The sequence below is a fragment of the Bradyrhizobium sp. 2TAF24 genome, assembly GCF_052115025.1.
In the GTDB taxonomy this organism is placed as follows: domain Bacteria; phylum Pseudomonadota; class Alphaproteobacteria; order Rhizobiales; family Xanthobacteraceae; genus Bradyrhizobium_A.
This window is the reverse complement of record NZ_JBFRFW010000018.1, coordinates 50,061-76,429: the sequence shown is the minus strand read 5'-3', so window position 1 is coordinate 76,429 and position 26,369 is coordinate 50,061. Positions and strand designations below refer to the sequence as shown.

The following is a 26,369-nucleotide window of genomic DNA, read 5'->3' as shown; positions in this document are numbered from 1 at the left end:
GCCTATCGTGACTTTAGGGTCGGAGGAGACTTCTTCGCCCGCCGCTCAATCGAGGGGCTCGTGGTGTTGGTGCCTGGATTGACACCGACCGCGTCAAAGGCCTCGTTGAAGATGCAAAGTACGTCGTTGCCTTTGCGCAACCGAAACTGCTTCGCCGTGGCATGGACCACCACGAGTTCGCCGCGGACATCCTTCGGCACCAGACTCTCAGAACCGTCCGAGTTGATCAGGTAGATCGCCGGAATTTCGCGGTTGCCCGCAAAGCGGAACGTAGTTTCCTTGCCGTCGTCGAACACAGTTTCCGGCTCGAGATCGATCGAGCCCTGCGCCGAAAATCGCCAGTTGCGCGCCCCATAGGCATGGTGCAGATCGAACGTTTGCTCGATCAGGGCGCCTTCGCGCTCGGCGCCGCGGGCTGCGGCGTCGGTGCGCCGGCGCTCAATCTCGTCACCGGGATAGGCGAAGCGAACCACGAAATAGCTGTCCGCCAGCGTGGTTTCAGCGATCGACAGCTCGAACTGGTACGAGCGCTTGCGGCCGTCGGGGCGGGTGGTCACAACCTGCAGATTGGTCGGCGGATGCTTTTCGCGCGGCTTGAGGAACAGGATCGAACCCGCGGGGGCGACTTCCCATGCGACCGCGTCGCCGATCGCGACATGCGCCACCTCCTCATCATCCGCGAACACGACCTGGGTCGAGGCGCGAATCACGCCGTTGAGTCGGACCACGTTGGCCGGGTCGTAGTTTACCGTGCGCACCCGTGCATCGCGTTGCCCTGGAGACGGCTGCTGCAGGGCTTCAACGCGACCGGTAATGCCGAGTGCCAATATCAGCAAAAGAGCAAGACGTTTCATGGCACGACCTCCGGATCGGCGCGATATTCCGAAACCAGAAAGCCGAGCGGATTGATGAGCCGGTCGGCGGAGGACATCGGCGCGTTGGCATAGGAAAACGTCAGGGTCGAGACCCAATGGGTGACGCGGGTTTCCTCGCCCTTACGGCTCTCTTTCATGAAACGAACAGACGCCACGTTGTCGGCCAGCAGCGAAATCGCCTTGATGCGCACCGTGGCGATGCCGAAACGGCCTTGCACGACCTGCGGGCTTTCGGGATTGGAGCCGCGATACCAGGCCGCGAAACGGGCCTGTTCGCCCTGCCCCGACAGAAGCGATATCGTGCGAAAGTTGGTTTCGGCCTCTGGGTAACTATAGCCCTCTCGCGCCCGAACATAACGCCCGAGGAAATACTTGGTGACCGCCTCGTCGTATCGAGACGATGTCGATGTGAGCGCGGAGACCGTCTCGACGATGCCGGTAGCATTATCGACCCGGATCACGAACGGCTCGACGGTTTTAAGCGGTGCAAGGGCTGCGACCGCGCCGACAGAGGCGACCGCCAGCGCACAAGCACCCGCTGCGATCACCCAGGCTACTCGCCGCGAGCGATGGGCGGACAACAACAGATCCTGCTCCCATCGCCGTGCATTCTCGAAATAGGTTTTCAGATCATCCTGCCCGACCATCTCACGTCTCCTTGCCGCAGGGGCGATAAGAAGCGCTGGCGTCGGCAAAGCGGCTTGGCGCGAAACTCATGACGGCTGAAGTCGAAGGCGGACTAGAGCTGGCATCGCCTTTGCGCATGATCGGTGCGGATGGCGGGATAGGCGGCTCAGGCGTGGCCAAAGGCGTACCGGTTTCCCAGTCCCATAACGAACGATTGAGCGGCCGCCGGGCCAGACCGTCACATGAGGGTGGTGCCTTGGACCAGATCGCGCAGCCTCCAAGCTGCATCCCGATCACACACACAATTGAGAGTCGGTACCACATTCTTCTTATGCCCCTGATTTCCCTGGTCGGCCTGATGCCGGCGATGTCGTTTGGTCGTCTAGGCGGCCGGTGCCCCCTATGATCGGGTGCGCCGCATGCTGCCGCCCTGGCGGCTGGCCCGCATTGCCGCGAGACCTCGACCGGCCGCCCCGCGCGCGCCGGCATAGGCGCCGCCGGCTGCGGCCGTGGTATTGGCGATTAGCGGGCTCGTCACCAGCCGGCTTGCGAGCGACGCGCCACCCCCGGCGAGACCGCCAGCGATGACCGGCAGTTGAAGCGCGATGTAACCAGAGAGACCGAGCACCGCGCTGATGGCGACCGCCGCCACCACCATCTCGCCGGCTGTTCCGGCGTTTGCCGCAAACCTGTCGATGAAGCCGCTGACGGTGGTTAACATCAGCCCGACGAGGGCGACCACCAGCACCAATAGGATCACGAAATTCGCGACCTGCCGGAGCCAGGCCTCTGTAAACGGGCGCGTCGCCTCAAATAGTCCCAGCGCAATGAATACCGGGCCGAGCGCGATCACGACGCCAAGGCCCACTTTGGCGTAAAGCAGGATGGCGAATTGCAGGAACGATCCGACGGCCACAAAGACCAGGAGAATGGCCGCAATCAGCGCCGGCGCGATGTTGGTCAGGCCGGCCTGGTCGTAGATCTTGTTAGCAACGTCAATCCCTTTGGACAGAAGCTGATCGAACGGAGCGCCGGAACTGGTATTCAGTCCCGACCCCGCCAAGGCATTGCCGATCTCCTTCGGCAAAGAGTCGAAGAACAATCCCGTCACGTACTGTTGGAACGTGCTCGAGTTCGTCGCTAACAGCACCACAACCACGATCCGCATTGCGCGCCAGGCAAACTCCATGATTGGCTCAGAAATCGCGCCCCGCATCACGGCAAAACCGTAGAGGATAACGTAGAGCATCACGGCGACGCGCAGCGGACCATCGATGTAGGAAGCGAGATTCGATACCGACGTCGACACGAATGCCGTGATCGGTTGCTCGAACTCTTTCAAGAAGCTGTCGAAGACGTTAACGGCCATCGCGGCGATCCTTATTTCAGGGCGTCTTTCATTTCTTGGACGGTGACCTTGTTGCGGGCTTCATTGGCGTTGACGCAATTTGGCGTCTTTGCGAGTTCGCCCGGGTTGTCGCGGCACGCCTTGAGAGCCACCGCAAGCTCGTCGCGATGTTCGAAAAACCAGCCGACTGTTTTCGGTGGATGACTGGTGTCGGCCTCGTTGCAGCCCGTGAGGCTGATTGTTGCGGCGAGCAACAGTAGAATAGGAGTCGTCTTTCTCATTGTAGGGCTGCCTTGATCTCATCGACCAGTTGTCGCTGTTTCTCCCGCTCCCGCTGTCCATCCATGTCCACGCGAGCCTGCTGGATCATCGCGAGACCCTGCATGCGAAGCACGTCGTTCTGCAGCAGCGCCTGTTCGGCTTGCAGCCGCGCCGACAGATCCAAGATCTCCTTGACGTCGGTCGCCGAGCTGATGCGAGTTCTCAGTTCTTCGAGTGCATCGATACGCTGCGAGGCGGTGTCGTAGACTGCCTGGCCCATGGAGTGCTTGGCCCCGGTCTGACGGGCAATCCGGTCGAGCTCGCTCTGGTAATACGAATTGCCGCTGTTGCCCGCATAAGCGCGGTTCTGACCGAGATATTGATTGATGGAGTTTACGAAGTTGCCGCTGCCCTGCCCCGCCACCAGCTTTTCGATATCGGAAAATTGTTGTGGCAGAACTTTACGAAACTGCGGTGTGTTTAAGAGCGCGCCAATGTCGTTGGTATTGGTCAGCTTGTTGAAGCTGTCATAGAGCTGCTTGGCCTGGTTCAACTGGTCCTGCGCCACCTTGAGCTGCGACGTCAGCGTATCGACCTGCTTCTTCAATTCCGTCAGTTGCTCAAATTGCCGTGCAAAGACGTTAGGATCGAACACAATCTCAGCTCTTGCAGGTGATGCCATCAGGAGGCTCACGACTGACACGGACGCGAACATCACCGACATGCGCTGATGCATCATCGAACTTTCCTCCGCTCTGCGTGAAATATCGGTAGCCATCGGGCCGGATCGTCGCCGACCTCCTCCCGAATGCGATCGAGCAGTTCGACCGTTTCCGTTCGTCCCGACAACACGGTGAGCGCGTCGTCGAATCCGCCGAGATCCAGTTCCGCCACGACCGAGTTGTGACCCTGTTTGACCAGGAAGCGGCGGCTTTCGGGCGCGAGTTCCTCCTTGATCAGACGGAACTCGGTGTCGGTGAGGTGGAAGCCGTCGACATAGTCGGATCGCGTTCCCCGCGCATTCGGCAGGAAGATCTGGGTCGGGCATTGCTCGACAATGGTGTGCGCGATTGGGGAGGCCAGCGCGTCGCGTGGCGACTGAGTACCGAACACCATGACGCCGTTCTGTTTCCGGATGGTTTTGAGTTTGTTGTTGGCGAGATCGCGAAACGCCTCGTCTCCCAGCGCCTTCCAGAATTCGTCGATGTCGATGATCAAGCGCCGGCCGTCGATCAGGCGTTCGACCCTGTGGAACAAGTACATCATCAGCGGTGTCCGGACGGTCGGGTGATCGAGCAGATCGGTCATGTCGAAGCCGATGGAACGGGCGTCGAGGCCGATGGCGTCCTGGTCGCCATCAAGCACCCAGCCGTAGGGAGCGCCGCGGCACCATCGCTCGAGCCGGGCGCCAATCCCCTCCCGATCCTGTTGACCGAGAAAGGCGCGCAATGCGCCGAACGAACGCTCCTCCTGCCGGAGCTGGTTAAGCGCGCGCAACCCGGAATCGATCCGCTCCTCCTCGGTGACGGTCAGCGGGCGGTTGTCGGGTGTGACCAGTTTTCGGACCAGTTCGCCCAGGAAGGAGAGGTTCGCTGGTGTGAGCTCCAGCGCCTTGAGCGGCGCACAGCCGGTCGGGACGCCGTTGCGGAGCGTCAGATAAGTACCGCCGGCAGCACGGATGAAAATCTCGGCGCCGCGGTCCTTGTCGAAGAACACATAAGTTGCGCCGAGCCGCTCGGCCTGCGACAGCAGGAAATTCTGAACGACGGTTTTGCCGGACCCCGATGGGCCGCAGATAAAAGTGTTGCCGAGGTCGCCATGATGGAATGAAAAGTAGAACGGCGAGCCAGACGCGGTCTTGAGCATCGCAACCGCCGGTCCCCAATGGTTGCCGTCTGGCTTTCCGACGGGATAGGTGTGGAACGGGGAGAATGCTGCGAAATTGCGGGAGCTGATCGCGCCGGCGCGGGCCCGGTATTTGAATAGTCCAGGAAGCTGCGCCCAATAGGCTGCCTCAAGCCCAAGATCTTCGCGCGCGACCACGGCGCCCGCGTCCGCCAGCGCGCGACGCGCCACGCTCATGTGCCCCTGCAACTGCGAAGCCGTATCAGCTGACAGGAGCAGCGAGAGGTGATGATCACCGAGGGCAAATCGATTGGATTCGAGATCGTCAAGCGCGTCAGAGAGTTCGTCGATCTGCGAGGCCGCCGGATCCTGAGCCGAGACGAGCTGGTTCTGCTTGCGCGTCAGCACCGTCTTGGCGTCGGCCTTCGACAAAAAGGCAAAAGATTGTGTAAGTATAAGTTCAAAGGGAGCTGAGAGCAGTGCGTTCAGCAGACCCGGCCGGGTGGACGCCGGATATTCCTTGATCCCGAACATACCGGCGAAGCGTGATCCGCCAGCGCTGCGTATTTCGAGGGCTTCTCGGCCGAAGATGATGCGATTCGAGTAGAGCGCCGGCCCGATCGGTCCTTGCGGCAATGGCATTGGCATCCACTCGCCGGAGGTGACGGCGTGGAGCAGCTCCATTGGTTCTGAAAACACGATGCCGTCGCGATCGACCAAGCCGACGACACGAGCATCGTAACGCTCGAGTGCCGCTACCACGTCGCGCCTCGCATCGTCGAGCCGTTTCAAGGCTTCGCTGTCAACCTCGACAGAGCGCCCGCTGGCGCGACCGAGCTGCTTGAAGAACGCTGCCGCCGCGTCCGTCGTCGCGCGGCCGGGATGCCATACCAGCGTGAGGTAGAGGTCGTTGCGAAACAGCGCTTCGCTCCGAAGCCGCTCGCGATATTGCGCATCCAGCGCGGCCGAAAATGTCGAGCTGAAGGTGCCGCTCGGGTAATCCGATGTCTGGCGACGAACCAGATAGGACCAAAGCGCCAGCCGGTCGTCGGCGATATTGCGTAGCGTGAGGTTAAGTTTGGCATGAAGATCATTCAGGTCGACCGCCTCAGCCGTCTCAAATGAGATGCCGTCGATCCGGATCACCGTGATCAAGGCGCGGGTCGAGAGGCTAATGACTGTATCGGTCACGTGCCGGGCGAACGGCAAATAGATATCGGACTCGATCTCGCGAGCTTTCGCCGCTGCGTTACGCATAACCAAAATCCCTCGCTCGATAACGCCGAACCAGCTTCAGCGGCGTGCAGGACGATCCGCCCCAGAACAGGGCGTTGCGCGTGCGGCCGCGGGTCTCGATCCAGGCGAGCAAAATCCGGAACATGTTGGGATCGTGCCGGCAGATAATCCGACAGAGGCCGTGGATAGGAAGCGCGACCAGGCCGTACAAAATGCTCCCGGCCACCAGGAACAGGATGCAGGAGAACATCACATTCAGCGCCATCGCCTCCATCGTGACGCCGGCGATCATGGCCGGACGCGTGCAGGCGAGAAATAAAGTGTCCTCGGTGAGACGCATGGGCTCAGTCATGGGTGACCACGATCATCATCGACCACCGGTCAAGGTCGAGACTACCTCGGAGGCGCCGAACGTAATGGCGACGCCAAGCACGACGTAGGCGGCCTTGCGCAGATCGAGATAACCAAACATCCAGGCGATGCCGACGATGATGACCGCCAGTGTCGCCAGGAGCCGCGCGACGTTGCCGGTCAACATGGTAACGATGTTCTGCAGCACGCCCTCGATATTCGCGGTCTGCGCCAGCGCCGGTTCGGCCAGTCCGATGCTGACAACGAGACCGATGCAAAGAAGTGCGGCGGATTTCTTGAGACGAGAGGGCATGTGAAGATTTCCTAGAAGTGTTGCGGCCGGACCAGGCCGGATCGAACGTGTGGTTGGAGATTGAGCAAACGAGTCACCGCCCATAGACAAAGGCTGACATGCCGAGACCTGCGCGATAGACGTCCCAGCTTGGGCGCTCCCTGGCGAGATCGGTACTGGAGGATAAGTTCGCAGCGGGTTCGTCGGCGGCAGGTTGCGAGGGCGCGCGTGACCCCAGCTGGGGCATGGTGGGCTTGCCTCTCACCGTAAAGCTCTTGACAGCGTCCAATGCCCCTTTGTGAGAATCGCCTCCGTCCGCAATCGCTGCATGAAATCGGACCTGAAACAATCGGCTGAGGCCCGCCACATGTTGGCAAGCGTCGAACGTCGTGGCTATCGTCAGCCCTGCCAGCTTCATCTCTTCACGATCGAGTTGACCGAGGCCAACTCGAACGGGCTTGCCGGTCGCCGCCGCTTCCGTCGCAAGCTGGATCGCCTCATTTCGGTCGGTCGCCTGAAGGCGGATCGGCTTGCGCTCGCCGAGGGTGATCAGGAAGGGCTCGAACGAACTCGCTTGTTGCACGATCGCGGTCAAAGGCGCGGCCATGGCAGGCGATGCACATCGTTCAACAAGGGTAGCGAATGCGGCGGGATCCATTCTTCAGCCTTCGGTCAGGATTAAATCGAGGCTTGCGCTTAGGCAGCGAAAGCGAAAGACGCCGGAGTTTCGATGACTGGTTTGGAAATATTGCCTGCCGTCCGGATTGCTGCGAGAGCATCATCGGTTACCGGCAACAGACCGGCGACGGCTTTGGTGGCTCCGATCTGACGAGGTTCACCAAGGCGATCGAGGCGCCACCCGGCCCGGCGCAGGATTCGCTCCATTCGCAGATCAGTGACGGTCGCGATCGCCTGAAGGTCGTTTTGCTGACCCCATTCAATCATCGCCGCAAACAGCAGGAACGTTGCTTCCCTCAAGCCATTCTCGGCCGTGGCCGCCACATTCTGTGTATCGACGCAGAAACGTGAGCTTTCCCAAATTCTGGGGTTTGTTGGCGCAGCCCGGCCGTCCAGCAAGACCGGAAACGTATCCGCCAGCATATTGCGCCCGGTGGTCGGCAGCAGGCGGACACAACCGACAACGTCCCGCCTATCAATACCCAACAGATAGGTCGGCGACAGCACGTCGTATTGATCGACCTCAAGTCCATCCGACACCGAAACTTCCCATTCCAACCGGTCTTGAAAGACGCGCCGTCGCAGACCGTGCATCCCGAGCGCCAGTGCGGAATTCCTCAAAAGCGCAGGACGCGTGAGTGCGATGACATTCATTCTTGATCTCCAGCTGCGAATCACAGGTTCGAGATCCACGAAATCAGGAGCGGTCACCGCTTGAAGCTGTCAGTTTCGACAGGGGTGTGGGGAACACCGGCCTGCCCCAAAGCCGCCGTAAGGTCGCCGTAGACGGCGCACACGCAGGGCGCGAGTGTCGACGTAGTCGCGTCCTGTCGCGTTAGAATAGATATAAACTTGATTGAGAGGCGCCATGAAAGATGTCCAAAGGGCCTGCCATGAATTTGTCGATTGTCTTCACACTGCGCGCACCGAAGATGATTTCCGTCGCGTGGCGGAGCGGACCGCGCATGCATTGGGATTCCGGTGGTTTGCTTATTTCGGGCGCCATTCGGATGCCCGCAATCTGATCTCGTCCTATCCGAAGAGCTGGACCGATCACTACTTCGATGAACAATACGATGAGATCGATCCTGTTCTGCAGAAGCCCCTCACCCCATGCCGAGTGTTTCAATGGGACGGACGAGCTGCGCGATCTGCGAAATCCGCCCGAGAACGCCGTCTGTTTGACGATGCGCTCAGTTTCAAGATCAGGACAGGTTTGACGGTTCGGATTCCCGGCGGCAACGGACAATCCGCAGCGTTCACGCTGGCGGTGGATGACCGGAGCCTTGGACTCGACCGTTTTGTTGAGACCTCCCAGGATCTCCTGCAAATGATCGGCCTTACCTACCATGCGCATGTGAGCGCCAGGATGGGCCGAGCCTCGTTGACCGATCAGACGGGCACCGCGCTGACGCAGCGGGAACGGCAGTGCCTTGCATGGATATCTCAGGGTAAAACGATGCAAGACATTGCATCTCTTCTCGACGTCACACCGCGGGGTGTGAAGTTCCATCTCGACAACGCGCGGCGAAATCTTGCCGCATTGTCCCTTCCCCACGCCGTTGCGCTTGCGATTCGTCAGGGGTTATTGCCGTAAGCGATGCGTAGGTCTGGGTCATTGGCCGATCTCCGGCGCCTGCATCGATTTTGCCCACAGGATGTGCCGCTCACAATTGTGCACATGCCCCCATTATCAGTGTTTGCGGGTTCGTCGAGAGAGCAATTGGGCGTCCCCCTCGGGGGCCGGGCTGGCGGCTGCGCTGAAGCCCCGCATGCGGGTCTTCCCCCTCGCGGGCGGCCATCCCTGACGCGAGCGGGTGCTTGACCCAATAGCCGCGAAGGCTGCCCTGATCTGGAAGGGTGCGAATCGATTGGTTTTACCTCCGTTGGCGCTACACTTCTCCACGGGAGGGCGGCGATTCGTTGCCCGTCCCCTGCATGGTAGTAGGTCCTGCACTTCAACATTGGCTCGGCGGATGGACAAACGTGTCAGAAGCAGCATTCAAACTGAAACCGTTGGAAGCTCCACACTATCGCGAGCCACCGCACAACATCGAAGCTGAGCAAGCGCTGCTCGGCGCCATGCTGATCAACAACGACGCCTTTCATCGCGTTGCCGATTTCCTGAAGGCTAATCATTTCTTCGAGCCTCTGCACGGTGGCATCTTTGAGGTGATTAGCGAGCTGATTCGCTCAAACAAAATTGCCAATCCAATCACCCTTAAGACGTTCCTTCCAGCAACGCTCGATATTGCCGGACTATCGGCTGCGAAGTATCTCGCCCGCCTGGCTGCGGAAGCGACGACCGTCATCAACGCCGCCGATTACGGCCGAACCGTCTACGACCTCGCGGTACGACGCGAGTTGATCAAGATCGCCGAGGACATGCTCAATGACGCCTTTGACGCGGCCGTCGATTGCGCTCCGCAAGATCAGATCCAGCATGCCGAACAGCTTCTATACGAAATCGCCGAAACGGGACGCTATGGCGGCGGCTTCGAGACGTTTGAGACCGCGCTGGACAACGCCATTGACAGGGCCGCGCAAGCTTACCAGTCCGATGGCAGGCTCTCGGGGCTTGCTACTGGCCTCAAGGATATTGATGCCAAAATGGGCGGTCTTCAACCAACGGACCTCATCATCATCGCCGGCAGACCAGGCATGGGGAAGACGTCACTCGCCACGAATATAGCGTTCAACGTCGCAAGCGCCTACGACGCGACAGAACAGGTCGACGGCTCGCCACGGCCCGTCGCCGGGGGCATCGTCGCCTTCTTCTCACTGGAAATGTCGTCGGAACAGCTTGCCACGCGCGTGCTCTCCGAACAGTCGGAAGTCCCCTCCTCGAGCATCAGGCGTGGCGACATTGGCGAGACCGATTTCGGCAGACTCCTCGACTGCCGCCAGAAAATGCGACGGCTGCCCCTCTTCATCGACCAGACCGGCGCGCTCTCCATTGCCCAGGTCGCGGCCCGCGCGCGCCGTCTGAAACGACAGCGAGGCCTGCACCTCATTGTCGTCGACTATATTCAGCTCATGCAGGGCAGATCCCAGCGCGCTGCGCAGAATCGAGTTCAGGAAATCACCGAGATCACGACCGGGTTGAAAGCGCTGGCCAAGGAGCTCAACGTCCCGGTCGTTGCGCTGTCCCAGCTCTCGCGCGGGGTCGAAAACCGCGACGAAAAGCGGCCGCAACTCTCGGATTTGCGCGAGTCAGGCTCGATCGAACAAGACGCAGACGTCGTCATGTTCGTCTATCGCGAAGAGTATTATCTCAAGAACAAAGAGCCCAGGCCGGGCACCGAGGAGCACCTCACTTGGGATTCTGACATGAGGGACGCTCGCGGCAAAGCGGAGGTCATTATCGCAAAGCAGCGGCACGGTCCGACGGGCACGGTGGCTATGACATTTCAAGGCGAATTCACCCGCTTCTTCGACCTCGCCGAACGCAGCCACTTGCCGCACCAATCCACGTAAATACCAACACTCGCTGATCGATCACGCCTTGCTTCACGGTCGCTGCGAGGGACCAGTTTGCCGATTCAAGCAAGCTCTGCGGGCACCGCGCCGTCGACGAATCTGCGCTTGTCAACGTCACCGACGTTAGCCCGCATCCGTCACCACCAGTCTTCACCGGTTCAACGAAAGAGGAGCACTTGTTCTTGCGTGTTGATCACGACGGCATGGACCCGCGGATGAAAGATGTGCGGTTCGCCAAGGCCCGGCTTCCGGGAAGGGACCACCCCGCTCTCGAATGGGCTTTCCTTGGTTCAAGCGCGGCCTTCCACGATCAACCCGCAAGGGGTTCGCTACGCAAGCGTGCGACCTCTTCGGCTTCGCCTGCGAGGTGACCGCGGCCTCCCATGAACACGTCGGCGCCTGTCGAGCGGGGATGGTCCCCGCCACAAGACGGGAGCCTCACGATGTCGCACAATCTCACCCTCGCACAGAATCACGCCTTCGATCTGGCCCGCACACTGATGGTGCCGGTCGTGCTCTTTGAGGTTGATGACGAATTCGGCGTCATGGTCTCCAGCGAATACGATGGCGAAGAGAACGCCATCGTTCATGAGTACGACCCCTGGTCCCCGGCTCATTGAGCCGGGTGACCGGCTGCCGCTGGCGCCTTGCCGGCTGCAAGGGAAGCTTCGCCGCGCTCGTGATCCGCCGATTGATGGCATGTCAACGCGCCCTTGCATCCGGCAGGCTTCGCGGCCGGTCGGGAATGTTCCGCAAGGCTTGGAACTAGCGAGACCAACCGAGGAAAGGGCCGGCCGCCGCCTGCGGCGAGGCCGGTGAAGGAAGATGGACAAAAGAGAAATTGAAGGGTTGCGCGAAAAGGTCGGCTGCGCGGCCCTGCTCGAAAAAGAAGGCTGGAAAGTCGACATCAAGGAAAGCACCCGCCGCGCGATCAAATATCGACGCGACAGCAAGATCGTGATTGTCATCCATGACGGCCGCGGCTGGTTCGATCCGCTGTCGACCGCAAAAGGGGACGTGTTTTCGCTCGCCAAGCACCTCGGTGCTGGCGGCTTCACCGACGCGTACGATCGTGTAGCTGATGTCGTCGGCTTCATCCCAAGCGCGCCGGTCTGGCAGCGTCCTGCCAAGCCGAAGGCGATCGGGTCCATCGCGGTCCGTTGGCGACATCGCTTTGGACCTCGGCCCGGCTCCCCGACCTGGCGTTATCTGACCGACGAACGGCACATCCCTCATCGCATCATCGCCGGTATTGTTGCCGATGGCCGACTTCGGGAAGGTCCGCATGGCAGCATGTGGGCGGCGCACACAGATTCCAGCGACACCGTCACCGGCTGGGAAGAGCGCGGCCCGAGCTGGCGCGGCTTTGCGACCGGCGGCGCCAAGGAGCTGTTTCGCCTCGGTGCTTCTGATTGCGCACGCGTCTGCGTGACCGAAGCGGCGGTCGACGCCATGAGCCTTGCTGCGCTCGAAGAACTGCGTGATGACACGCTCTACGCCAGCACGGGAGGCGGATGGGCTCCGGCGACGGAGGACGCAATCCGGGCCTTGGCCAGACGCGCCAACGTCCTGCTGGTGGCCGCGACCGACAACAATCGGCAGGGCGAGGTGTATGCCGGGCGAATTCTGTCCATCGCGGAGGAAACCGGATCCCGTTTTGCGCGATCCCGGCCGCGTGCCGACGATTGGAACGAAGACCTTTGCGCCGCGTGAGACGGGCAACAGCGAGCGGCACGGAGGACCCCAAGGGCGAGCATGGGTCTGTGCCGCATGCTCGTCCGTCGCGTCAAGGAAAGCTGCGCCCGCGTTCCGCGGCCCTTGACCCGTCGGACCGGAGACGCGGCCGCCCGAGGGTGTGTGCAACACCCAAAAGGAAGGGCCAACCCATGCCTGTTTTCACGATCGAGACGACCTATCGCCTGCCGGTCTATCGCCACCAGACCTATAAGGCCGCGACCATGGATGAGGCTTGCCGCCGCGCCATCGACGACGATGATTGGTCGACCGAAAAGCGCGACTACGAGTCCGCCGGCGAGATCTATGTGACGGGCATCTGGTCTGGCGAGAATGCCGCCTACAGCGGAGCCGCACAGCCGATTCCCGCTCACTACGTCGAGGCGCCGCGGCGCATCGCGGTGCACCTTGAGGTTCTGCTCGGCCTCGTCAAGGTTCTCGCGAGCCAAAGCGACACCGAGCAATTCGACCGCGCCTTCTGGCTCGAGCGCGCGCAGCCGGCGATTGCCAAGGCGGAGGCAATACTCGCCGGCTCCCGCGACCCGGACTGACGAGGCTCCTGCGCGCGCCGGCTGACGGCGCAGCAATCTCGCGTGTCGCATCTGAAACCCTGCCGGATCGCGCATCGCGATCTCCGTCTCGATTGCGGACCTGCTGGACGCGGCGGCCCTGCGGTCAACGGGCAAGCCGTTCCCCATCGCGAGACGCGATTGGTGACCCTCGCGCCTGAACCCCGTCCCGCGGACCGCTCACCGCAACGGAGATCGAAAGGCGCTGTCGATGTGCAGGGTTCTCAACAAACATCAAGCAGGCGTGCCCGAGGGCGCGGTCTATATCGGGCGCGGCAGCAAGTGGGGCAATCCGTTTCGGATCGGTCCGGACGGCGATCGCGCAGCCGTGATCGCAAAATACGAGCGCTGGCTTGCGGATCAACATCAGCTCTTGCGCGCGCTGGACGAGTTGCGGAGTCGCGATCTCGTCTGCTGGTGCGCGCCGCGGCCGTGCCACGGCGATCTGCTGCTGCGGCTCGCCAATGCGACGCGCGATGAGCGGATCGCCTGGTGGCGGCGCGTCAAAGCCGCCGGGTGAGCACCTGCCTCGCCCGCTCACCCCCGCAAAAAAATGCAAGGAGGAGAACAGAAGACGGAAAACCCCGCTGCCGCATGCCCGGCCAGCGCGTCAAGGGTGAAGCTTCGCCCGCGTTCCGCGGCCCTTGACCCGCCGGCCGGAGAGGCGGCCGCCGGAGAGGTGGACGAAGGACTGAAGTGATGAGGAGATCAGGCGGATCGCTCGCGCTTCAGCCGCAACAGGCCAGGAGCCGCCCATGCACACCTCATCCGCAATCCGCAAGGTTTTCGAAGGCGTCACGTCGCGCCGCGAGATGCACCATATGTTCAACCGTCATCGCGGCGCACCCGCCGTGGCCGCCGGCGATGCTGGCGATCTGTTCGCCGGCGAGTGGTTCGAGATCGCCGAGTGCGACTACGAGTATATGCTCGACATCCTGCCGCCGCTGTTCATGCGGGGTGACATGTTCGCGCTCAGCGAATACGTGACCTGCAGCGTCACCAGCATCTTCTTCGCGCTCACAATCGATGGCCGCGCCCGCTGGTTTCACGGTTATTGCGACCTTTCCGATCGCGGCTCGCCCGATCGCATGAAGGCCGCGATCGTCGACCGCGAGACGCGGCCGGTGCGCGCCATGACCCGCGAAGAGCGGCTTGAGCACATCTGGTCGACCACGCATGAAGATTATCGCGGCTATGCAGGCGAGCGCTGGCTTGCCGCCATGCGCGGCAAGCGAACCGTTCTGGTCTATGACGGTGGTCGCGGCACCGTTTTGAAACTGCTCGACGACCTCACGGACGACGAAGTATCCGCCAAGCTCCCCGTGCAGCTGCGTCATTTGCCACAGCCGGTCGCAGCGTGAGCGAGAGGGGGGTCCGTCCATGGAAGCGACCTACTCCCGCCTCGGAGTTTACATTCACGCCCCTTGGCGTGCCGTCGTGCGCGCTGCGCGATCGCGGATCGCAAAACAACACCGCCATGATCCGGCGCTGAAGCAGGCGCGCAAGCGCTTTTACTGCGAATTGCTTGCCTGCCATGCCAGGCATCAGCATCTCGTCCGCATGTTCCGGCTCTGACGTCCGTTCAGAGCCGATCCTTCACCCCTTCGCGCAATCGCGTCGCCTGCCGGGCCTGCTGCCGGCGGGACGTTCGCGTGCGCCCGTTCGACAGGAGCCTTTCATGGCGCAACACGATCCTTTTACGCTTGATCTCTTCGGCAACACGTCGCTCTCTTCGGGGCTCGGCCTCGGCGTCACGGCCCTTCCATCCACCCTTGAAACGGACGGCGACGACGGTGATGCGCCGCACCCTCCGGCGGTCGCGCGTATAGAACCGTCCGCTGATCGACCCACCAGCCGAGCTAGGGGCGAGACGTTCTACCTCGCTGGAACGCGCGGCCTTGCCAGATCCTGGCGCGATCGGGCGCGCGACAATCTCTCCGCCATCCGCCTTGCGGCCGTGATCGAAGGCGATCAGCGTCCCGCCACCGCCGCCGAACAGGCGCAGCTCATTCGCTTCACCGGCTTCGGTGCATCCGAACTCGCCAATGGCGTTTTCAAACGCCCGGGCGACGATGATTTCCGCCACGGTTGGGAGGAGATCGGCGCGGGGCTGGAATCGGCGGTCGGCGCGGGGGACTACGCCTCGCTCGCCCGCTGCACCCAGTACGCCCATTTCACGCCCGAATACATCGTGCGCGCGGTCTGGGCCGGCGTGACGCGGCTCGGCTTTCGTGGCGGACGTGTGCTCGAGCCTGGTATCGGCACGGGCCTGTTTCCGGCGCTGATGCCCGAGAAACTACGCGCGGCGTGCTATCTCACCGGCGTCGAGCTCGATCCGGTCACCGCGCGCATCGCAGCCTTGCTGCATCCTCGCGCCAACATCATCAACCAGGACTTCGCACGAACCGAACTCCCCCAGCACTTTGATCTCGCGATCGGCAATCCGCCATTTTCCGATCGCACGGTGCGCAGCGACCGGGCGTTCCGGTCCCTCAGCCTTCGGCTGCACGATTATTTCATCGTCAAGGCGATCGACCGGCTGAAGCCCGGAGGTCTCGCCGCTTTCGTGACCTCGCATGGCACGATGAACAAAGCGGACGCGTCCGCGCGTGAGCACATCGCCGGCAGCGCCGATCTTGTCGGCGCGATCCGGCTTCCCGAGGGAAGTTTCCGTGCCGACGCCGGCACCGACGTTGGCGTCGACATCCTCTTCTTCCGGAAGCGGCGCGATGGCGATGCTCCCGGCGCCGACGCCTGGCTCGATCTCGCCGAAATCCATCCCGCGGCCGAGCACGAGGGCGCTATCCGGGTGAACCGCCATTTCGCCGAGCATCCCGAGATGGTGCTCGGTGAGCATGCGCTCGGGTCTGGCCCCTACGGTGAGACGTACACTTGCGTGCCGCGCCCGGCCGTCGTGCTTGAAGACGTACTTACCGCCACCATCCTCCATCTTCCGGATGCCGTCTACGATGGCGCTCCGGAGACGACCGGCTTCGATGGTGACAAGACGCAGACGGTTGTCGCAACCGCTGTCGGCGTCGGCATCCGCGAAGGCAGTTATTTCGTCGGCAAGAACACAGCCTTGATGCAGATGGTCGACGGCACAGCCGTCATCATTCCTGTGAAGAAGGGCAGGAATGCAGACGGCGTCTTTGCCAAGCATGCGCGGATCATCCGCAAACTGATCCCAATCCGCGACGCCGTGCGCGAGATCCTTAAGTGCCAGGAAGCCGACCAGCCGTGGAAGCAGGCGCAAGTCCGGTTGCGCATCGCCTGGAGCTCTTTCGTCCGCGACTTCGGGCCGATCAACACCACGGTCGTATCGTCGATGGAGGACGAAGAGAGCGGCGAAGTGCGCGAGACGCACCGCCGGCCCAATCTGGCTCCGTTCGCGGATGACCCGGATTGCTGGCTCGTCGCTTCGATCGAAGAGTATGACCTCGAGACGAACACGGCGAGACCCGGGCCGATCTTCACCGAGCGCGTGATCGCGCCGCCACCGGCGCCTGTCATCGCCTCTGCCGCCGACGCGCTCGCCGTCGTGTTGAACGAGCGGGGCACGGTCGATCCCGATCACATCGCGGAGCTCTTGCACCGCGGTGTCGACGACGTGATCGGTGAACTCGGCGACGCCATCTTCCGCGATCCCGCGACCGGCGCGTGGCACACCGCCGACGGCTATCTCTCGGGTACGGTGCGCTCGAAGCTCGCCACAGCGGAAGCCGCCGCGGCCCTCGACCCGGCCTATGCGCGTAACGTCGAAGCGCTCGGCCGCGTCCAGCCGGCCGACCTTCGTCCATCCGACATCACGGCGCGGCTTGGCGCCCCCTGGATTCCCGCCGCCGACATCATCGCCTTCGTGAAGGAGACGATGGATGCCGACATCACAATCCACCATATGCCCGAGCTCGCATGCTGGACCGTGAATGCGCGCCAGCTCGAATGGAGCGCCGCCGGCACCACCGACTGGGGCACCCATCGTCGCCACGCCGGACTTCTTCTGTCAGACGCGCTCAACTCGTCGATCCCGCAGATCTTCGACACCATCAAGGACGGCGACAGCGAGCGGCGCATCCTCAACACCGTCGAGACAGAGGCAGCGAAAGACAAACTCGCCAAGATCAAGTCGGCGTTTCAGTCCTGGATCTGGTCCGATCCGGACCGAACCGATCGGTTGGCCCGGCTCTATAACGACACCTTCAACAACATCGTGCCCCGACATTTCAACGGGGATCATCTGCAGCTCCCGGGCGCCTCTGGCGCCTTTTCTCTATATGGGCACCAGAAGCGGGCGATCTGGCGGATCATCGCTTCCGGAAGCACCTACATCGCCCACGCCGTCGGCGCCGGCAAGACGCTGTCGATCGCGGCCGCGATCATGGAGCAGCGGCGGCTCGGCCTCGTCAACAAGGCGATGCTCGTCGTGCCCGGCCACTGCCTGGCGCAGGCGGCGCGGGAATTTCTCGCCCTGTATCCGAACGCCCGCATCCTCGTCGCGGATGAAACCAATTTCGTGAAGGAGAAGCGCCATCGCTTCCTCAGCCGCGCCGCGACGGCGAGCTGGGACGCGATCGTCATCACCCACAGCGCCTTCAAGTTCATTCCCGTCCCGTCCGCCTTCGAGGCGCAGATGATCCAGGACGAGTTGGAGGCCTATGAAGAGCTGCTCGGCAAGGTCGACAGCCAGGACCGCCTCTCGCGCAAGCGCATCGAGCGGATGAAGGAGGGTCATCAGGAACGTCTCGAATCGCTGGCCTCACGCAAGGACGATTTGTTGACGATCGCCGAAATCGGAATCGACCAGATCATCGTCGATGAGGCGCAGGAGTTTAGAAAACTGTCTTTCGCCACCAATATGACCAGCTTGCGCGGCGTCGACCCGAACGGCTCGCAGCGCGCCTGGGACCTCTATGTGAAGTCCCGCTTCCTCGATGTGAAGAATCCAGGGCGGGCACTGGTCTTGGCCTCGGGCACGCCGATCACCAACACGCTGGGCGAAATGTTCACCTTGCAGCGGCTGATGGATCACGCCGCCCTCGCGGAGCGCGGCCTGCACGAATTCGATGCATGGGCCTCGACCTTTGGCGACACCTCGACCGAGCTCGAATTGCAGCCCTCCGGCAAATACCGCCCCGTCACGCGCTTCGCGCAGTTCGTCAACGTCCCCGAGCTGATCGCGATGTTCCGCTCCTTCGCGGATGTGGTGTTGCCCGACGATCTGAAGGACTACGTCAAGGTGCCCGGGGTCGCCGGTGGCAAACGTCAGATCGTCACCGCCGAGCCCACGGCTGCCTTCAAGGCCTATCAACGCCTGCTCGACCAGCGCATCAAAGCCATCGAGGAGCGGGATCGCGCGCCCGAGCCGGGCGACGACATTCTGTTGTCTGTCATCACCGACGGCCGCCACGCCGCGATCGACCTGCGCCTCGTCGATACCGGACAGGAGAACGAGCAGGACAATAAGCTCAACGCCCTCGTCGCCAATGCTTTTCGCGTTTGGCAAGAGACCAGCGATGCGACCTATCTGCGGAAGGACGGCAGGGCCTTCGACAAACCCGGCGCCGGCCAGCTCATTTTCTCCGATCTCGGCACCCTCAGCGTCGAGGCCAGCCGCGGCTTTTCTGCGTACCGCTGGATTCGCGATGAACTCGTGCGCCTCGGCGTGCCGCCTTCCGAGATCGCCTACATGCAGGACCAGAGGAAGTCCGAGGCGAAGCAGCGTCTCTTTAATGATTTCAATGCCGGCAAGGTCCGCGTTCTTCTTGGATCGAGCGATACGATGGGCACCGGCGTCAACGTTCAGCTACGCCTGAAGGCGCTCCACCATCTCGACGTGCCGTGGCTCCCCTCGCAGATCGAGCAGCGCGAGGGCCGTATCGTGCGCCAGGGCAACCAGCATGACGAGGTCGAAATCTTCGCCTATGCCACGCTCGGCAGCCTCGATGCCACCATGTGGCAAAACAATGAGCGCAAGGCCCGTTTCATCGCCGCCGCGCTGTCAGGCGATACGAGCGTGCGCCGCCTCGAGGACCTGGGCGAAGGTCAGGCCAACCAGTTCGCCATGGCCAAGGCGATCGCGTCCGGCGATCCACGCCTCATGCAGAAGGCGGGACTCGAGGCCGAGATCGCCCGCCTCGAACGCCTGCACGCGGCGCATATCGACGATCAGCACGCGATCCGGCGGCAAATTCGCGACGCCGAGCGCGAGATCGAGATCTCGACGCGCCGGATCGGCAATATTGCTGAGGATATCGCCCGTCTCGTTCCGACTGGTGGCGAGTCTTTCACGATGGCCGTCAACGGGACGCGCTTCGAAGAGCGCAAGCTCGCTGGTCGCGCCTTGATGCAGGAGATCCTCACCCTCGTCCAGCTTCAGCACGAAGACGACGTGGTGATCGCCTCGATCGGCGGCTTCGACGTCACGTTCGAGGGCGAGCGTATCGGCCGAGACGGCTATCACTACGTGACCATGCTGCAGCGAACCGGCGCCCAGTTCGAGATCGAGCTCCCGATGACCGTGACGCCGCTCGGCGCAGTCGCTCGGCTCGAGCACCCGCTGACGAATTTCGGGGGTGAGCAGGAGAACCATCGTCGGCGTCTTGCCGAAGCCGAGCGGCGCCTTGCCTCCTATCGCGGCCGAGTCGGCGAAGCCTTCGCCTTCACCGCCGAGCTCAATCTCAAGCGCGCGCAGCTTGCGGAGGTTGAGGCGGATCTCGCGGCCAGCGGCGATGAAGCGGCGCAGACGAAGGGAGAGGAAAACCGAAGAGCTGCGTGAGCAGGAAACCTGCTCGCAGAACGGTCGGAGCGGCGCCGCTGAAGCTCAACCGACCGTCTCGCGATCCCAGCCACGGCGGGCTCGCAAAGCGCTTCGCGCCTCGCTCGCGCCTGCCGGGCAGGGATGCTCAGCGGCAGTTGCGCCGCTCCGCCCGCCCTGCGGGCCGAGGGGATGTCTTCGAGAAGAAGACGAGAGGACCCCGAACGGGTGGTCCGCAACCCCCTTAAAATGGAGAGCATCCCATGGAACTGATGATAGTCGATCCGCGTGCGCTGAAGGAGAATCCCGATCAGATGCGCCGCTCGAAATCTTCGCCGCAGGCCGATGCATTGCTGCTGGCATCGATAAAAGCCGTAGGCATCGTGCAGCCGCCGGTGATTTTGCCCGCGCGCGATGGGGGCAACGGCTACGTGATTCACTTCGGGCATCGCCGCGTCGCGCAGGCGATCGCCGCTGACCTTGCCGAAATCCGTGCTCTCGTCGCGGACTCCGACGCGGATCATGACGCGATGCGCGCCCTCGTCGAAAACGTCGCGCGCGAACCGCTCAACCCCGTCGACCTCTGGCGCTCGATCGAGCGTCTGGTTGCACTCGGCTGGACTGAGGAGTCGATCGCGCTGGCGCTCGCGTTGCCCGTGCGCCAGGTCCGCAAGTTAAGACTGCTCGCCAACGTGCTGCCGGCGATGCTCGACCAGATGGCGAAGGGCGACATGCCCGGCGAGCCGCAGCTACGTGTTATCGCCGCGGCGTCGATCGACGAACAGAGTGAGGTCTGGAAGAAATACAAGCCGCGGAAAGCGGACCCTCAGGTCTCTTGGCACGACGTCGCCCGTGCGCTGATGAAGACGCGCATGTATGCGCGCCACGCCAGCTTCGATGATGAGCTTGCCACGGCCTATGGCATCGCATGGGTCGAGGACCTGTTCGCGCCGGCCGATGAGGACAGCCGCTACACGACCGCCGTGGAGGCATTCCTTGGCGCACAAAACGAGTGGATGACCAATCATCTACCCAAGCGCGGCACCGTGATCGAGGTGAACGAGCTGGGCCAGCCCAAGCTGCCGCCCAAGGCCGAACGCGTCTGGGGCAAGCCGGGGAAGTCCGACTGCACCGGGTGGTATCTCGATCGCGACGGCCAGATTCAGTCCGTCGCTTATCGCGTGCCGCAGGTGAAGAAGGCGAAGGACAAAGCCGGCGAGACAGAAGAGGCCGCAGCCGAAACAACGGCGAAGCCGCGGCCCGACGTGACGCGCAAGGGCATGGAGATGATTGGTGACCTGCGCACCGACGCCCTTCATGAAGCCCTCGCCCGGGCGCCGATCGAGGATGATACGCTCCTCGCCTTGCTCGTGCTGGCGTTCGCCGGCCAGAACGTCTCCATCGCCTCCGGCAACGCCGACGGCTATGCGCAAATTAGCCGACACGCCGCGCGACTGATCGGGGAGGACGGCAAACTCGCCTTCGGTCGCGACACCCTGCAACAGGTCGCGCGTGTGACCTTGATGGACGTGCTGTCGTGCCGGGAGAATCGCTCGGACAGCGGCGTCGCGTCGCGGATCGCAGGCGACGCTATCGGCGCAGATACGTTCTTGCCGAACATGGCTACTGACGACTTTCTGTCGTGCCTGTCACGCGCCGCGATCGAGGCCGTGTGTAAGGACGCGTCGGTGCTTCCGCGCCAACGGGTCAAGGATACGCGCACGGCGCTGGTTCAGCACTACGCCGAGAACCGGTTCCTGCATCGGGCCGCGTTATTCGCTCCCGCGCCGGACAAGATCGCCGCTTGGGCCGACAAACACGGCCGCGCCGAAGACGACGAGGAGTCCGGTGCTGACGCGTTAAATGAGTCCGATGAGGCTGAGGCCGTGCAACCTGCGGACGGATACGCCGAAGCGGCGGAATAACGACCCGCGCCTCACCTTCTATCCGATCAATCCCCGCCGCCGGCTCCCCCGAGTCGGCGGCTTTCGTTCGCAAACCCCACAGGAGGACATCATGTCCGCACAACACGTTTACGTGTCTGCTCCACTCGGCTCGATCGTTCGCTATTCAGACGGCACACCGAGGCCACCCGCACGGTTCAAGCGCAAGCTTGCCGCATGGGAAAACAAAAACGGCGGCGGCAGACTGGTCAAGAAAACTCCGTCTCGCGATATGCCGAGCTGTTTTCTACCCGCCAGCATCACGCTGCATCAGGGCGATTCCGGCAGCGCCGGGGTCGTCGTTCTCCGGGTCTACAAGACCTTCTCGGTCAACTGCGCGCTCACGTTCATCGTGACCGAGGCTCCGAAGCCTGGCTCGGTCCGCGTTCTCGACCGCGAGGGCGAGGCGGCCGAGCTGCTCCATCTCGCCGCCGACCGCACCGCGGCGCAAGCATGGCTCGCGGCGCACCGCTATCCCGGCGCCGTGCTGGAAGACGTCACGACGGACGAGGTCGGCGCGGCTGCGATCGAAGGGAGGGCTGCATGAGCACGTTCTCCGATTCCACTTCGACGAACAACCAAACTCGTGCTCCGGCGGGGGTCACGTTCGCACGCACCCATGAAGGCCTGCTCGTGGCCGAGGTCGGCGACAGTGCGTTTGCCTTGTTGACCGCCTCGGATGGCCGGTTCTTGCTCGCGTCGGCCTGGCGTCTTCGCGGCCCGATGGAAGAATGGAAGCGCTCGGACTTCTACGTTCACGGCGGTGATGTCGAAGATGAGACCGCTTTCCGAGCGCGTGTTGCGGAAAACGCCGAACACCAGCGCCAGCGCACCGCCTTGGCGCGACGCGAAGTCTCCTCGCGCGCGTCGACCCCATGGGGCACTTCCCAGCATGCCACCATCTATGCCGACGGCGTCATCTGTTATTCGACGGCAAGCCATGGCGGCTTCCATCTCGATGCTGAGCATAACGCGAAGGTCCATCCCGGCCTTCGCACGCCCGGCGGCTGGTATGAGGAAGATTGCGCCTGGGCGGCCGTGGCACAGGCCTTTCCTGAGCTATTCACTGACTATGAGCGGCGCTGCGCGGATCGGACCATCCGCGATTGGCACCCGGACGCTTGGGAAGCGATCCATGGAAAGCGCCTCAAGCCCGGTGAATCTCACGAGAAGGATCGTCGCGCCTTTGAACGTGATCACGCATCCGACTGGATTGTGATTTCGGCGATCCGGTGCGACCGGCACGTCGACATGACCGAATGCGTCGCCACGCTCGGCGGCGATCGAGCCGCCCCCGAGCAGCGCCGCTACCTCGTCCCGTCGGGCGAATATCACGTCGGTCGCTTCGGCTTCGTAATCGATGAGGCTCGCCACCGTCTCTACGACGGTCCGTCGAGCATCATTGGCTGGAATCGGTGAGGTGCCACATGCCCTGGCAACTCATCGCCCTCACCTTCGGATGGCGTGCGGCAACGGATCAAGACCGCTGCATGCCGCCCCTCGTCGTCTGGCACCCGCGCCTACGACGTCATTCACGGGCGCCGACGCCTGGAAGCGCGCGGTCCGCTTGTCGGTGCGTGCGCCTGACACATCCCTTCCGTCGCCCTCAAAAGTCAGGAGGCGTCCATGAACCCTCAATTCATCACAAGCTACCTCTTCGTTGAGGCGCATGAGCACCCGCAGGGCCAGGTCGCCGAGGCGCTGCAGAGCGTCCTCACGGACGAGATGCGCATATACGCTGGGAAACGTTCGGCGTTGATCGACTGGGCGATAGTCGGCGACGACATTCCGTGGTCGATCGTGCAGGTCCCGCTCCTCGACGAGTATGCACCCGACAGGATAGCGTTTCCCCACTGGCCATGGAGGGCATTCTGATGTCGCTCACGCCTCAATCGGCCTTACTTCTACGCATGGAAAATGCACTTCTCGAGACAAGCCGTCATCTCGGCATCATTGAACGGCAGATCGAAGCTCGCGCCGAGCGCATGACGATCACGTCCTGCACCAAGCGTCGGCAGTCCGGCCGTCGCACCTCGAGATGGACGCGCGCGGACGAACGGGCTTTCCGCGAAAATATAGCGGCGCTTGCCCTCACGCGGCGCGCCGAGATCGACGCGTTGATTCGCAAGCTCACGCGGCAAGAGAGCGCGATTGCGGCGTTCCGGCGGCGCCACGGGATCGAGCCTGCGCTCGGAGACCGGGAGGCAACAGCCTGCACCATGACGATTGACAGCTAATCATGCCGCGGGCTCATCGGCCCGCGCTTCTGCAGCGCAAGCCAGGCTGTCCGAGTGACCCTTGAGCTCCGATCCTCCGCTCTCCGCGTACTGCCACCGGCGCTCCCGGAGCAGAGCCTGCGAAGATGGCGTGCAGGTGGGCACCTCGCGCGCCGCGGCAGGTAGAGGAAGAGCACGACGAACGCCAGTAAACCGGGCTGGTCATGGATGCAGGTCATCTCGGCTTCATTGTTTTTGGCGTCAACCCGTGCCGGTGCCCCCTCGGGTTTGCTGCGGTCTGAACCGTCGACGGCCCGCTTCAAGGGCAAGTCGCAGTCGATCGTCGCCCGCCGTCTCGTCATGGCCAGGCCGCGTCCTGCGCAGGGCCTGCGGCCCCGCTTGTCCGCAACCCGACCATGCTCGCCTTGACGGTCTACGCCCCTTGAAGCGGTCCGCTTGCGCCGGTTCTTGGCGACCGCACCCGAGGGGGCGCCGGCACGGGCCGATCGCCTCTCCCGGCGAAACCGAGAAAGGACCTCACCATGTCAAAGACCGCCCGTTCTCCTCGCTCATCTGCTGCCGTCGTTCCGCTCCGCCGCGGCACCACACTCGAGATGGTCCGGCTCGCCTGTCCCGACGCCGCGCAGGCCAACCGCATCTCCGAGAGCTTCGGCCTTGCTACGCTCGACAGCGACGGCATCTGTGACCTCCACGAACGGCTCATCATTGAGACCGCCCAAGCGCTGAAAGACGGCTTGAGCGAGCGCGCCATGCAGATCCACCTGCAGCGCATCGTCGGCGCCTATGTCGGATCGGCCCACGGCGCCGGCCAGTTCTACTCCCGCGCCGTGACCGAAGCGCGTGACGCGACCGCCAAGCTTGCCAACGACAGCCGTGACGAAGATCTCGACGGTCCCGTTGGTTTCGACAGCGCAGCCCAGCGCAAACGAGAATTTGCGGCCGACATGGCCCTCCAGGCCCACGCGCTCCGCATGGCGGCCGAGGGCGCCGTCACCGCCTACGAGCAGATCATTGGCGAAACCTGGAAGCCGTTCGAACGGCAGATCGAGCACGCCGGCGAGACCGTCGGTCGCAAGGCTGCCAAACTTCAGATGGAGTCTTTCGGTTAGCCATTCGGGCGGGGCATGGCCCCGCCCTTTTCACTCCCGACGAAAAGGCCGGTCCTCGCGGGCCGGCCATTTTACATGTCACGCGCGGCGGCGGCGCTGCAATTTGAAAATCAATAGAAAATGGAAGATCAGCCGAAACCCATCGCGGTCCCGTCCCGAGTGATGGTCCTGCGCCGGCTGGTTTGTTCGCGCAACGGCTGCGCCGTCCTCCACTGCGTTGCGGCCCTCCCGACACAACTCTGATTTGCGATTGCGCCGACGTGGGTGCGCGGACCTCCCAGTCCTGCGCGGCGGACCCCGTGACGAGGCCGCGATGGGCGCGGCCTCCAACGGAGGTCATGATCATGAACGGAAAAGTGGAAAAATCCCGCGCGGACATCTATGCGCGCATCACCGATCGCATCGTCGCCGATCTCGAGCGCGGCGTTCGTCCATGGATGCGGCCATGGACTGTTGCCAACACCGCTGGCCGCATCACTCGGCCGCTCCGCCACAACGGCCAACCCTATAGCGGTGTGAACGTCATCCTGTTGTGGTCCGAGGCGGTCGCGCGCGGCTTCACCTCGCCGATCTGGATGACCTTCAAACAGGCCCTTGAGTTAGGCGGCCACGTCCGCAAGGGCGAGGCGGGCAGCGCTGTCGTCTACGCCAGTCGGTTCACGAAAACCGAAACAGATGTCAATGGCGATGGGATCGAGCGCGACATCCCGTTCCTCAAGGCCTATACCGTTTTCTGCGTTGATCAGATCGATGGCCTGCCCGAGCACTATTATGGCCGGCCGGCGACTGTCTCAACACCGATCGAATGCAAGGCGCACGCCGATGCGTTCTTCGCCAACACCGGCGCCGTCGTCCGACATGGCGGCACGATGGCGTTCTACGCGCCCTCCTCCGATCACATCCAAATGCCGCCGCTCGAAAGTTTTCGCGACGCGGAGTCCTATGTAGCCGTCCGAGCGCATGAAACCGTTCATTATGCCGTAAGATGGATTATGCCGCATGGCCGAGTTCGGCGGCTGCTGCGTCTGCT

25 protein-coding genes and 1 pseudogene are annotated in these 26,369 nt (G+C 62.9%); 16 read left to right on the top strand and 10 right to left on the bottom strand.

Annotated features, from left to right (window positions below; all coding sequences use genetic code 11):
• Nucleotides 1-2: 2 nt before the first annotated feature.
• From virB9 to AB4Z37_RS25505, 10 genes are all read right to left on the bottom strand, one after another.
• Complete coding sequence (gene virB9 / locus AB4Z37_RS25550; RefSeq protein ID WP_441519516.1) at nucleotides 3-854, bottom strand: P-type conjugative transfer protein VirB9; 852 nt, start codon at nucleotides 852-854, stop codon at nucleotides 3-5.
• Nucleotides 851-1,522 carry a virB8 family protein gene (locus AB4Z37_RS25545; protein WP_441519515.1) on the bottom strand — a complete coding sequence of 224 codons (672 nt, stop codon included), beginning with the start codon at nucleotides 1,520-1,522 and terminating at the stop codon, nucleotides 851-853. The genes virB9 and AB4Z37_RS25545 overlap by 4 nt, the downstream gene beginning before the upstream one ends.
• Nucleotides 1,523-1,902: 380 nt before the next feature.
• Nucleotides 1,903-2,871, bottom strand: a complete 969-nt coding sequence (locus AB4Z37_RS25540; RefSeq protein WP_441519514.1) for a type IV secretion system protein — start codon at nucleotides 2,869-2,871, stop codon at nucleotides 1,903-1,905.
• An 11-nt stretch (nucleotides 2,872-2,882) separates the two neighbouring features.
• Nucleotides 2,883-3,131, bottom strand: a complete 249-nt coding sequence (locus AB4Z37_RS25535) for an EexN family lipoprotein (RefSeq protein ID WP_441519513.1) — start codon at nucleotides 3,129-3,131, stop codon at nucleotides 2,883-2,885.
• Nucleotides 3,128-3,850 carry a type IV secretion system protein gene (locus AB4Z37_RS25530; protein ID WP_441519512.1) on the bottom strand — a complete coding sequence of 241 codons (723 nt, stop codon included), beginning with the start codon at nucleotides 3,848-3,850 and terminating at the stop codon, nucleotides 3,128-3,130. The genes AB4Z37_RS25535 and AB4Z37_RS25530 overlap by 4 nt, the downstream gene beginning before the upstream one ends.
• Nucleotides 3,847-6,213, bottom strand: a complete 2,367-nt coding sequence (locus tag AB4Z37_RS25525) for a VirB4 family type IV secretion/conjugal transfer ATPase (protein WP_441519511.1) — start codon at nucleotides 6,211-6,213, stop codon at nucleotides 3,847-3,849. Before AB4Z37_RS25525 ends, AB4Z37_RS25530 begins: the two co-directional genes overlap by 4 nt.
• Nucleotides 6,206-6,544, bottom strand: coding sequence for a type IV secretion system protein VirB3 (locus AB4Z37_RS25520; RefSeq protein WP_021078662.1), 339 nt, complete (start codon nucleotides 6,542-6,544; stop codon nucleotides 6,206-6,208). The genes AB4Z37_RS25525 and AB4Z37_RS25520 overlap by 8 nt, the downstream gene beginning before the upstream one ends.
• A 15-nt stretch (nucleotides 6,545-6,559) precedes the next feature.
• The gene (locus AB4Z37_RS25515; protein WP_021078661.1) at nucleotides 6,560-6,856 is read right to left on the bottom strand and encodes a TrbC/VirB2 family protein; all 297 of its coding nucleotides are present in this window, start codon (nucleotides 6,854-6,856) and stop codon (nucleotides 6,560-6,562) included.
• 73 nt (nucleotides 6,857-6,929) lie between these two features.
• Complete coding sequence (locus tag AB4Z37_RS25510; protein ID WP_441519510.1) at nucleotides 6,930-7,493, bottom strand: type IV secretion protein; 564 nt, start codon at nucleotides 7,491-7,493, stop codon at nucleotides 6,930-6,932.
• A 38-nt stretch (nucleotides 7,494-7,531) separates the two neighbouring features.
• A complete protein-coding gene (locus AB4Z37_RS25505) occupies nucleotides 7,532-8,167 on the bottom strand; it encodes an acyl-homoserine-lactone synthase (protein WP_280710576.1) in 636 nt (211 codons plus the stop codon).
• A 214-nt stretch (nucleotides 8,168-8,381) separates the two neighbouring features.
• On the opposite strand from AB4Z37_RS25505, the gene AB4Z37_RS25500 reads away from it, so the two are divergent.
• The 16 genes and pseudogenes from AB4Z37_RS25500 to AB4Z37_RS25425 form a co-directional block, all read left to right on the top strand.
• Nucleotides 8,382-9,110 carry an autoinducer binding domain-containing protein gene (locus tag AB4Z37_RS25500; RefSeq protein ID WP_280710577.1) on the top strand — a complete coding sequence of 243 codons (729 nt, stop codon included), beginning with the start codon at nucleotides 8,382-8,384 and terminating at the stop codon, nucleotides 9,108-9,110.
• Between the two features lie 389 nt (nucleotides 9,111-9,499).
• On the top strand, nucleotides 9,500-10,990 hold the full coding sequence (locus tag AB4Z37_RS25495) for a replicative DNA helicase (RefSeq protein ID WP_441519509.1): 1,491 nt from the start codon (nucleotides 9,500-9,502) through the stop codon (nucleotides 10,988-10,990).
• Between the two features lie 446 nt (nucleotides 10,991-11,436).
• The gene (locus AB4Z37_RS25490) at nucleotides 11,437-11,613 is read left to right on the top strand and encodes a hypothetical protein (protein WP_441519508.1); all 177 of its coding nucleotides are present in this window, start codon (nucleotides 11,437-11,439) and stop codon (nucleotides 11,611-11,613) included.
• A gap of 205 nt (nucleotides 11,614-11,818) precedes the next feature.
• A complete protein-coding gene (locus tag AB4Z37_RS25485) occupies nucleotides 11,819-12,706 on the top strand; it encodes a DUF3991 and toprim domain-containing protein (RefSeq protein ID WP_441519507.1) in 888 nt (295 codons plus the stop codon).
• Nucleotides 12,707-12,879: 173 nt separating this feature from the next.
• Nucleotides 12,880-13,278 carry a hypothetical protein gene (locus AB4Z37_RS25480; protein ID WP_441519506.1) on the top strand — a complete coding sequence of 133 codons (399 nt, stop codon included), beginning with the start codon at nucleotides 12,880-12,882 and terminating at the stop codon, nucleotides 13,276-13,278.
• A 229-nt stretch (nucleotides 13,279-13,507) separates the two neighbouring features.
• Nucleotides 13,508-13,816, top strand: coding sequence for a DUF4326 domain-containing protein (locus AB4Z37_RS25475; RefSeq protein WP_441519505.1), 309 nt, complete (start codon nucleotides 13,508-13,510; stop codon nucleotides 13,814-13,816).
• Between the two features lie 235 nt (nucleotides 13,817-14,051).
• On the top strand, nucleotides 14,052-14,657 hold the full coding sequence (locus AB4Z37_RS25470) for a DUF1419 domain-containing protein (RefSeq protein ID WP_441519504.1): 606 nt from the start codon (nucleotides 14,052-14,054) through the stop codon (nucleotides 14,655-14,657).
• 19 nt (nucleotides 14,658-14,676) lie between these two features.
• Nucleotides 14,677-14,871, top strand: a complete 195-nt coding sequence (locus tag AB4Z37_RS25465; protein ID WP_441519503.1) for a hypothetical protein — start codon at nucleotides 14,677-14,679, stop codon at nucleotides 14,869-14,871.
• Nucleotides 14,872-14,974: 103 nt separating this feature from the next.
• Nucleotides 14,975-20,071 carry a helicase-related protein gene (locus tag AB4Z37_RS25460; protein ID WP_441519580.1) on the top strand — a complete coding sequence of 1,699 codons (5,097 nt, stop codon included), beginning with the start codon at nucleotides 14,975-14,977 and terminating at the stop codon, nucleotides 20,069-20,071.
• Between the two features lie 242 nt (nucleotides 20,072-20,313).
• Nucleotides 20,314-21,975 (top strand): ParB/RepB/Spo0J family partition protein, encoded by a 1,662-nt coding sequence (locus AB4Z37_RS25455; protein WP_441519502.1) that lies wholly within the window; start codon nucleotides 20,314-20,316, stop codon nucleotides 21,973-21,975.
• 91 nt (nucleotides 21,976-22,066) lie between these two features.
• Entirely contained in the window at nucleotides 22,067-22,540 is a 474-nt protein-coding gene (locus AB4Z37_RS25450; RefSeq protein WP_441519501.1) for a hypothetical protein, read from the top strand.
• Nucleotides 22,537-23,412 carry a DUF7007 domain-containing protein gene (locus tag AB4Z37_RS25445; RefSeq protein ID WP_441519500.1) on the top strand — a complete coding sequence of 292 codons (876 nt, stop codon included), beginning with the start codon at nucleotides 22,537-22,539 and terminating at the stop codon, nucleotides 23,410-23,412. The genes AB4Z37_RS25450 and AB4Z37_RS25445 overlap by 4 nt, the downstream gene beginning before the upstream one ends.
• Before the next feature lie 207 nt (nucleotides 23,413-23,619).
• Entirely contained in the window at nucleotides 23,620-23,868 is a 249-nt protein-coding gene (locus AB4Z37_RS25440; protein ID WP_441519499.1) for a hypothetical protein, read from the top strand.
• Complete coding sequence (locus tag AB4Z37_RS25435; protein WP_441519498.1) at nucleotides 23,868-24,230, top strand: hypothetical protein; 363 nt, start codon at nucleotides 23,868-23,870, stop codon at nucleotides 24,228-24,230. The genes AB4Z37_RS25440 and AB4Z37_RS25435 overlap by 1 nt, the downstream gene beginning before the upstream one ends.
• A gap of 521 nt (nucleotides 24,231-24,751) precedes the next feature.
• Nucleotides 24,752-25,339, top strand: coding sequence for a hypothetical protein (locus AB4Z37_RS25430; protein WP_441519497.1), 588 nt, complete (start codon nucleotides 24,752-24,754; stop codon nucleotides 25,337-25,339).
• A 344-nt stretch (nucleotides 25,340-25,683) separates the two neighbouring features.
• Nucleotides 25,684-26,355: pseudogene (locus AB4Z37_RS25425) on the top strand (ArdC family protein); the annotation flags it as partial.
• Nucleotides 26,356-26,369: the final 14 nt, after the last annotated feature.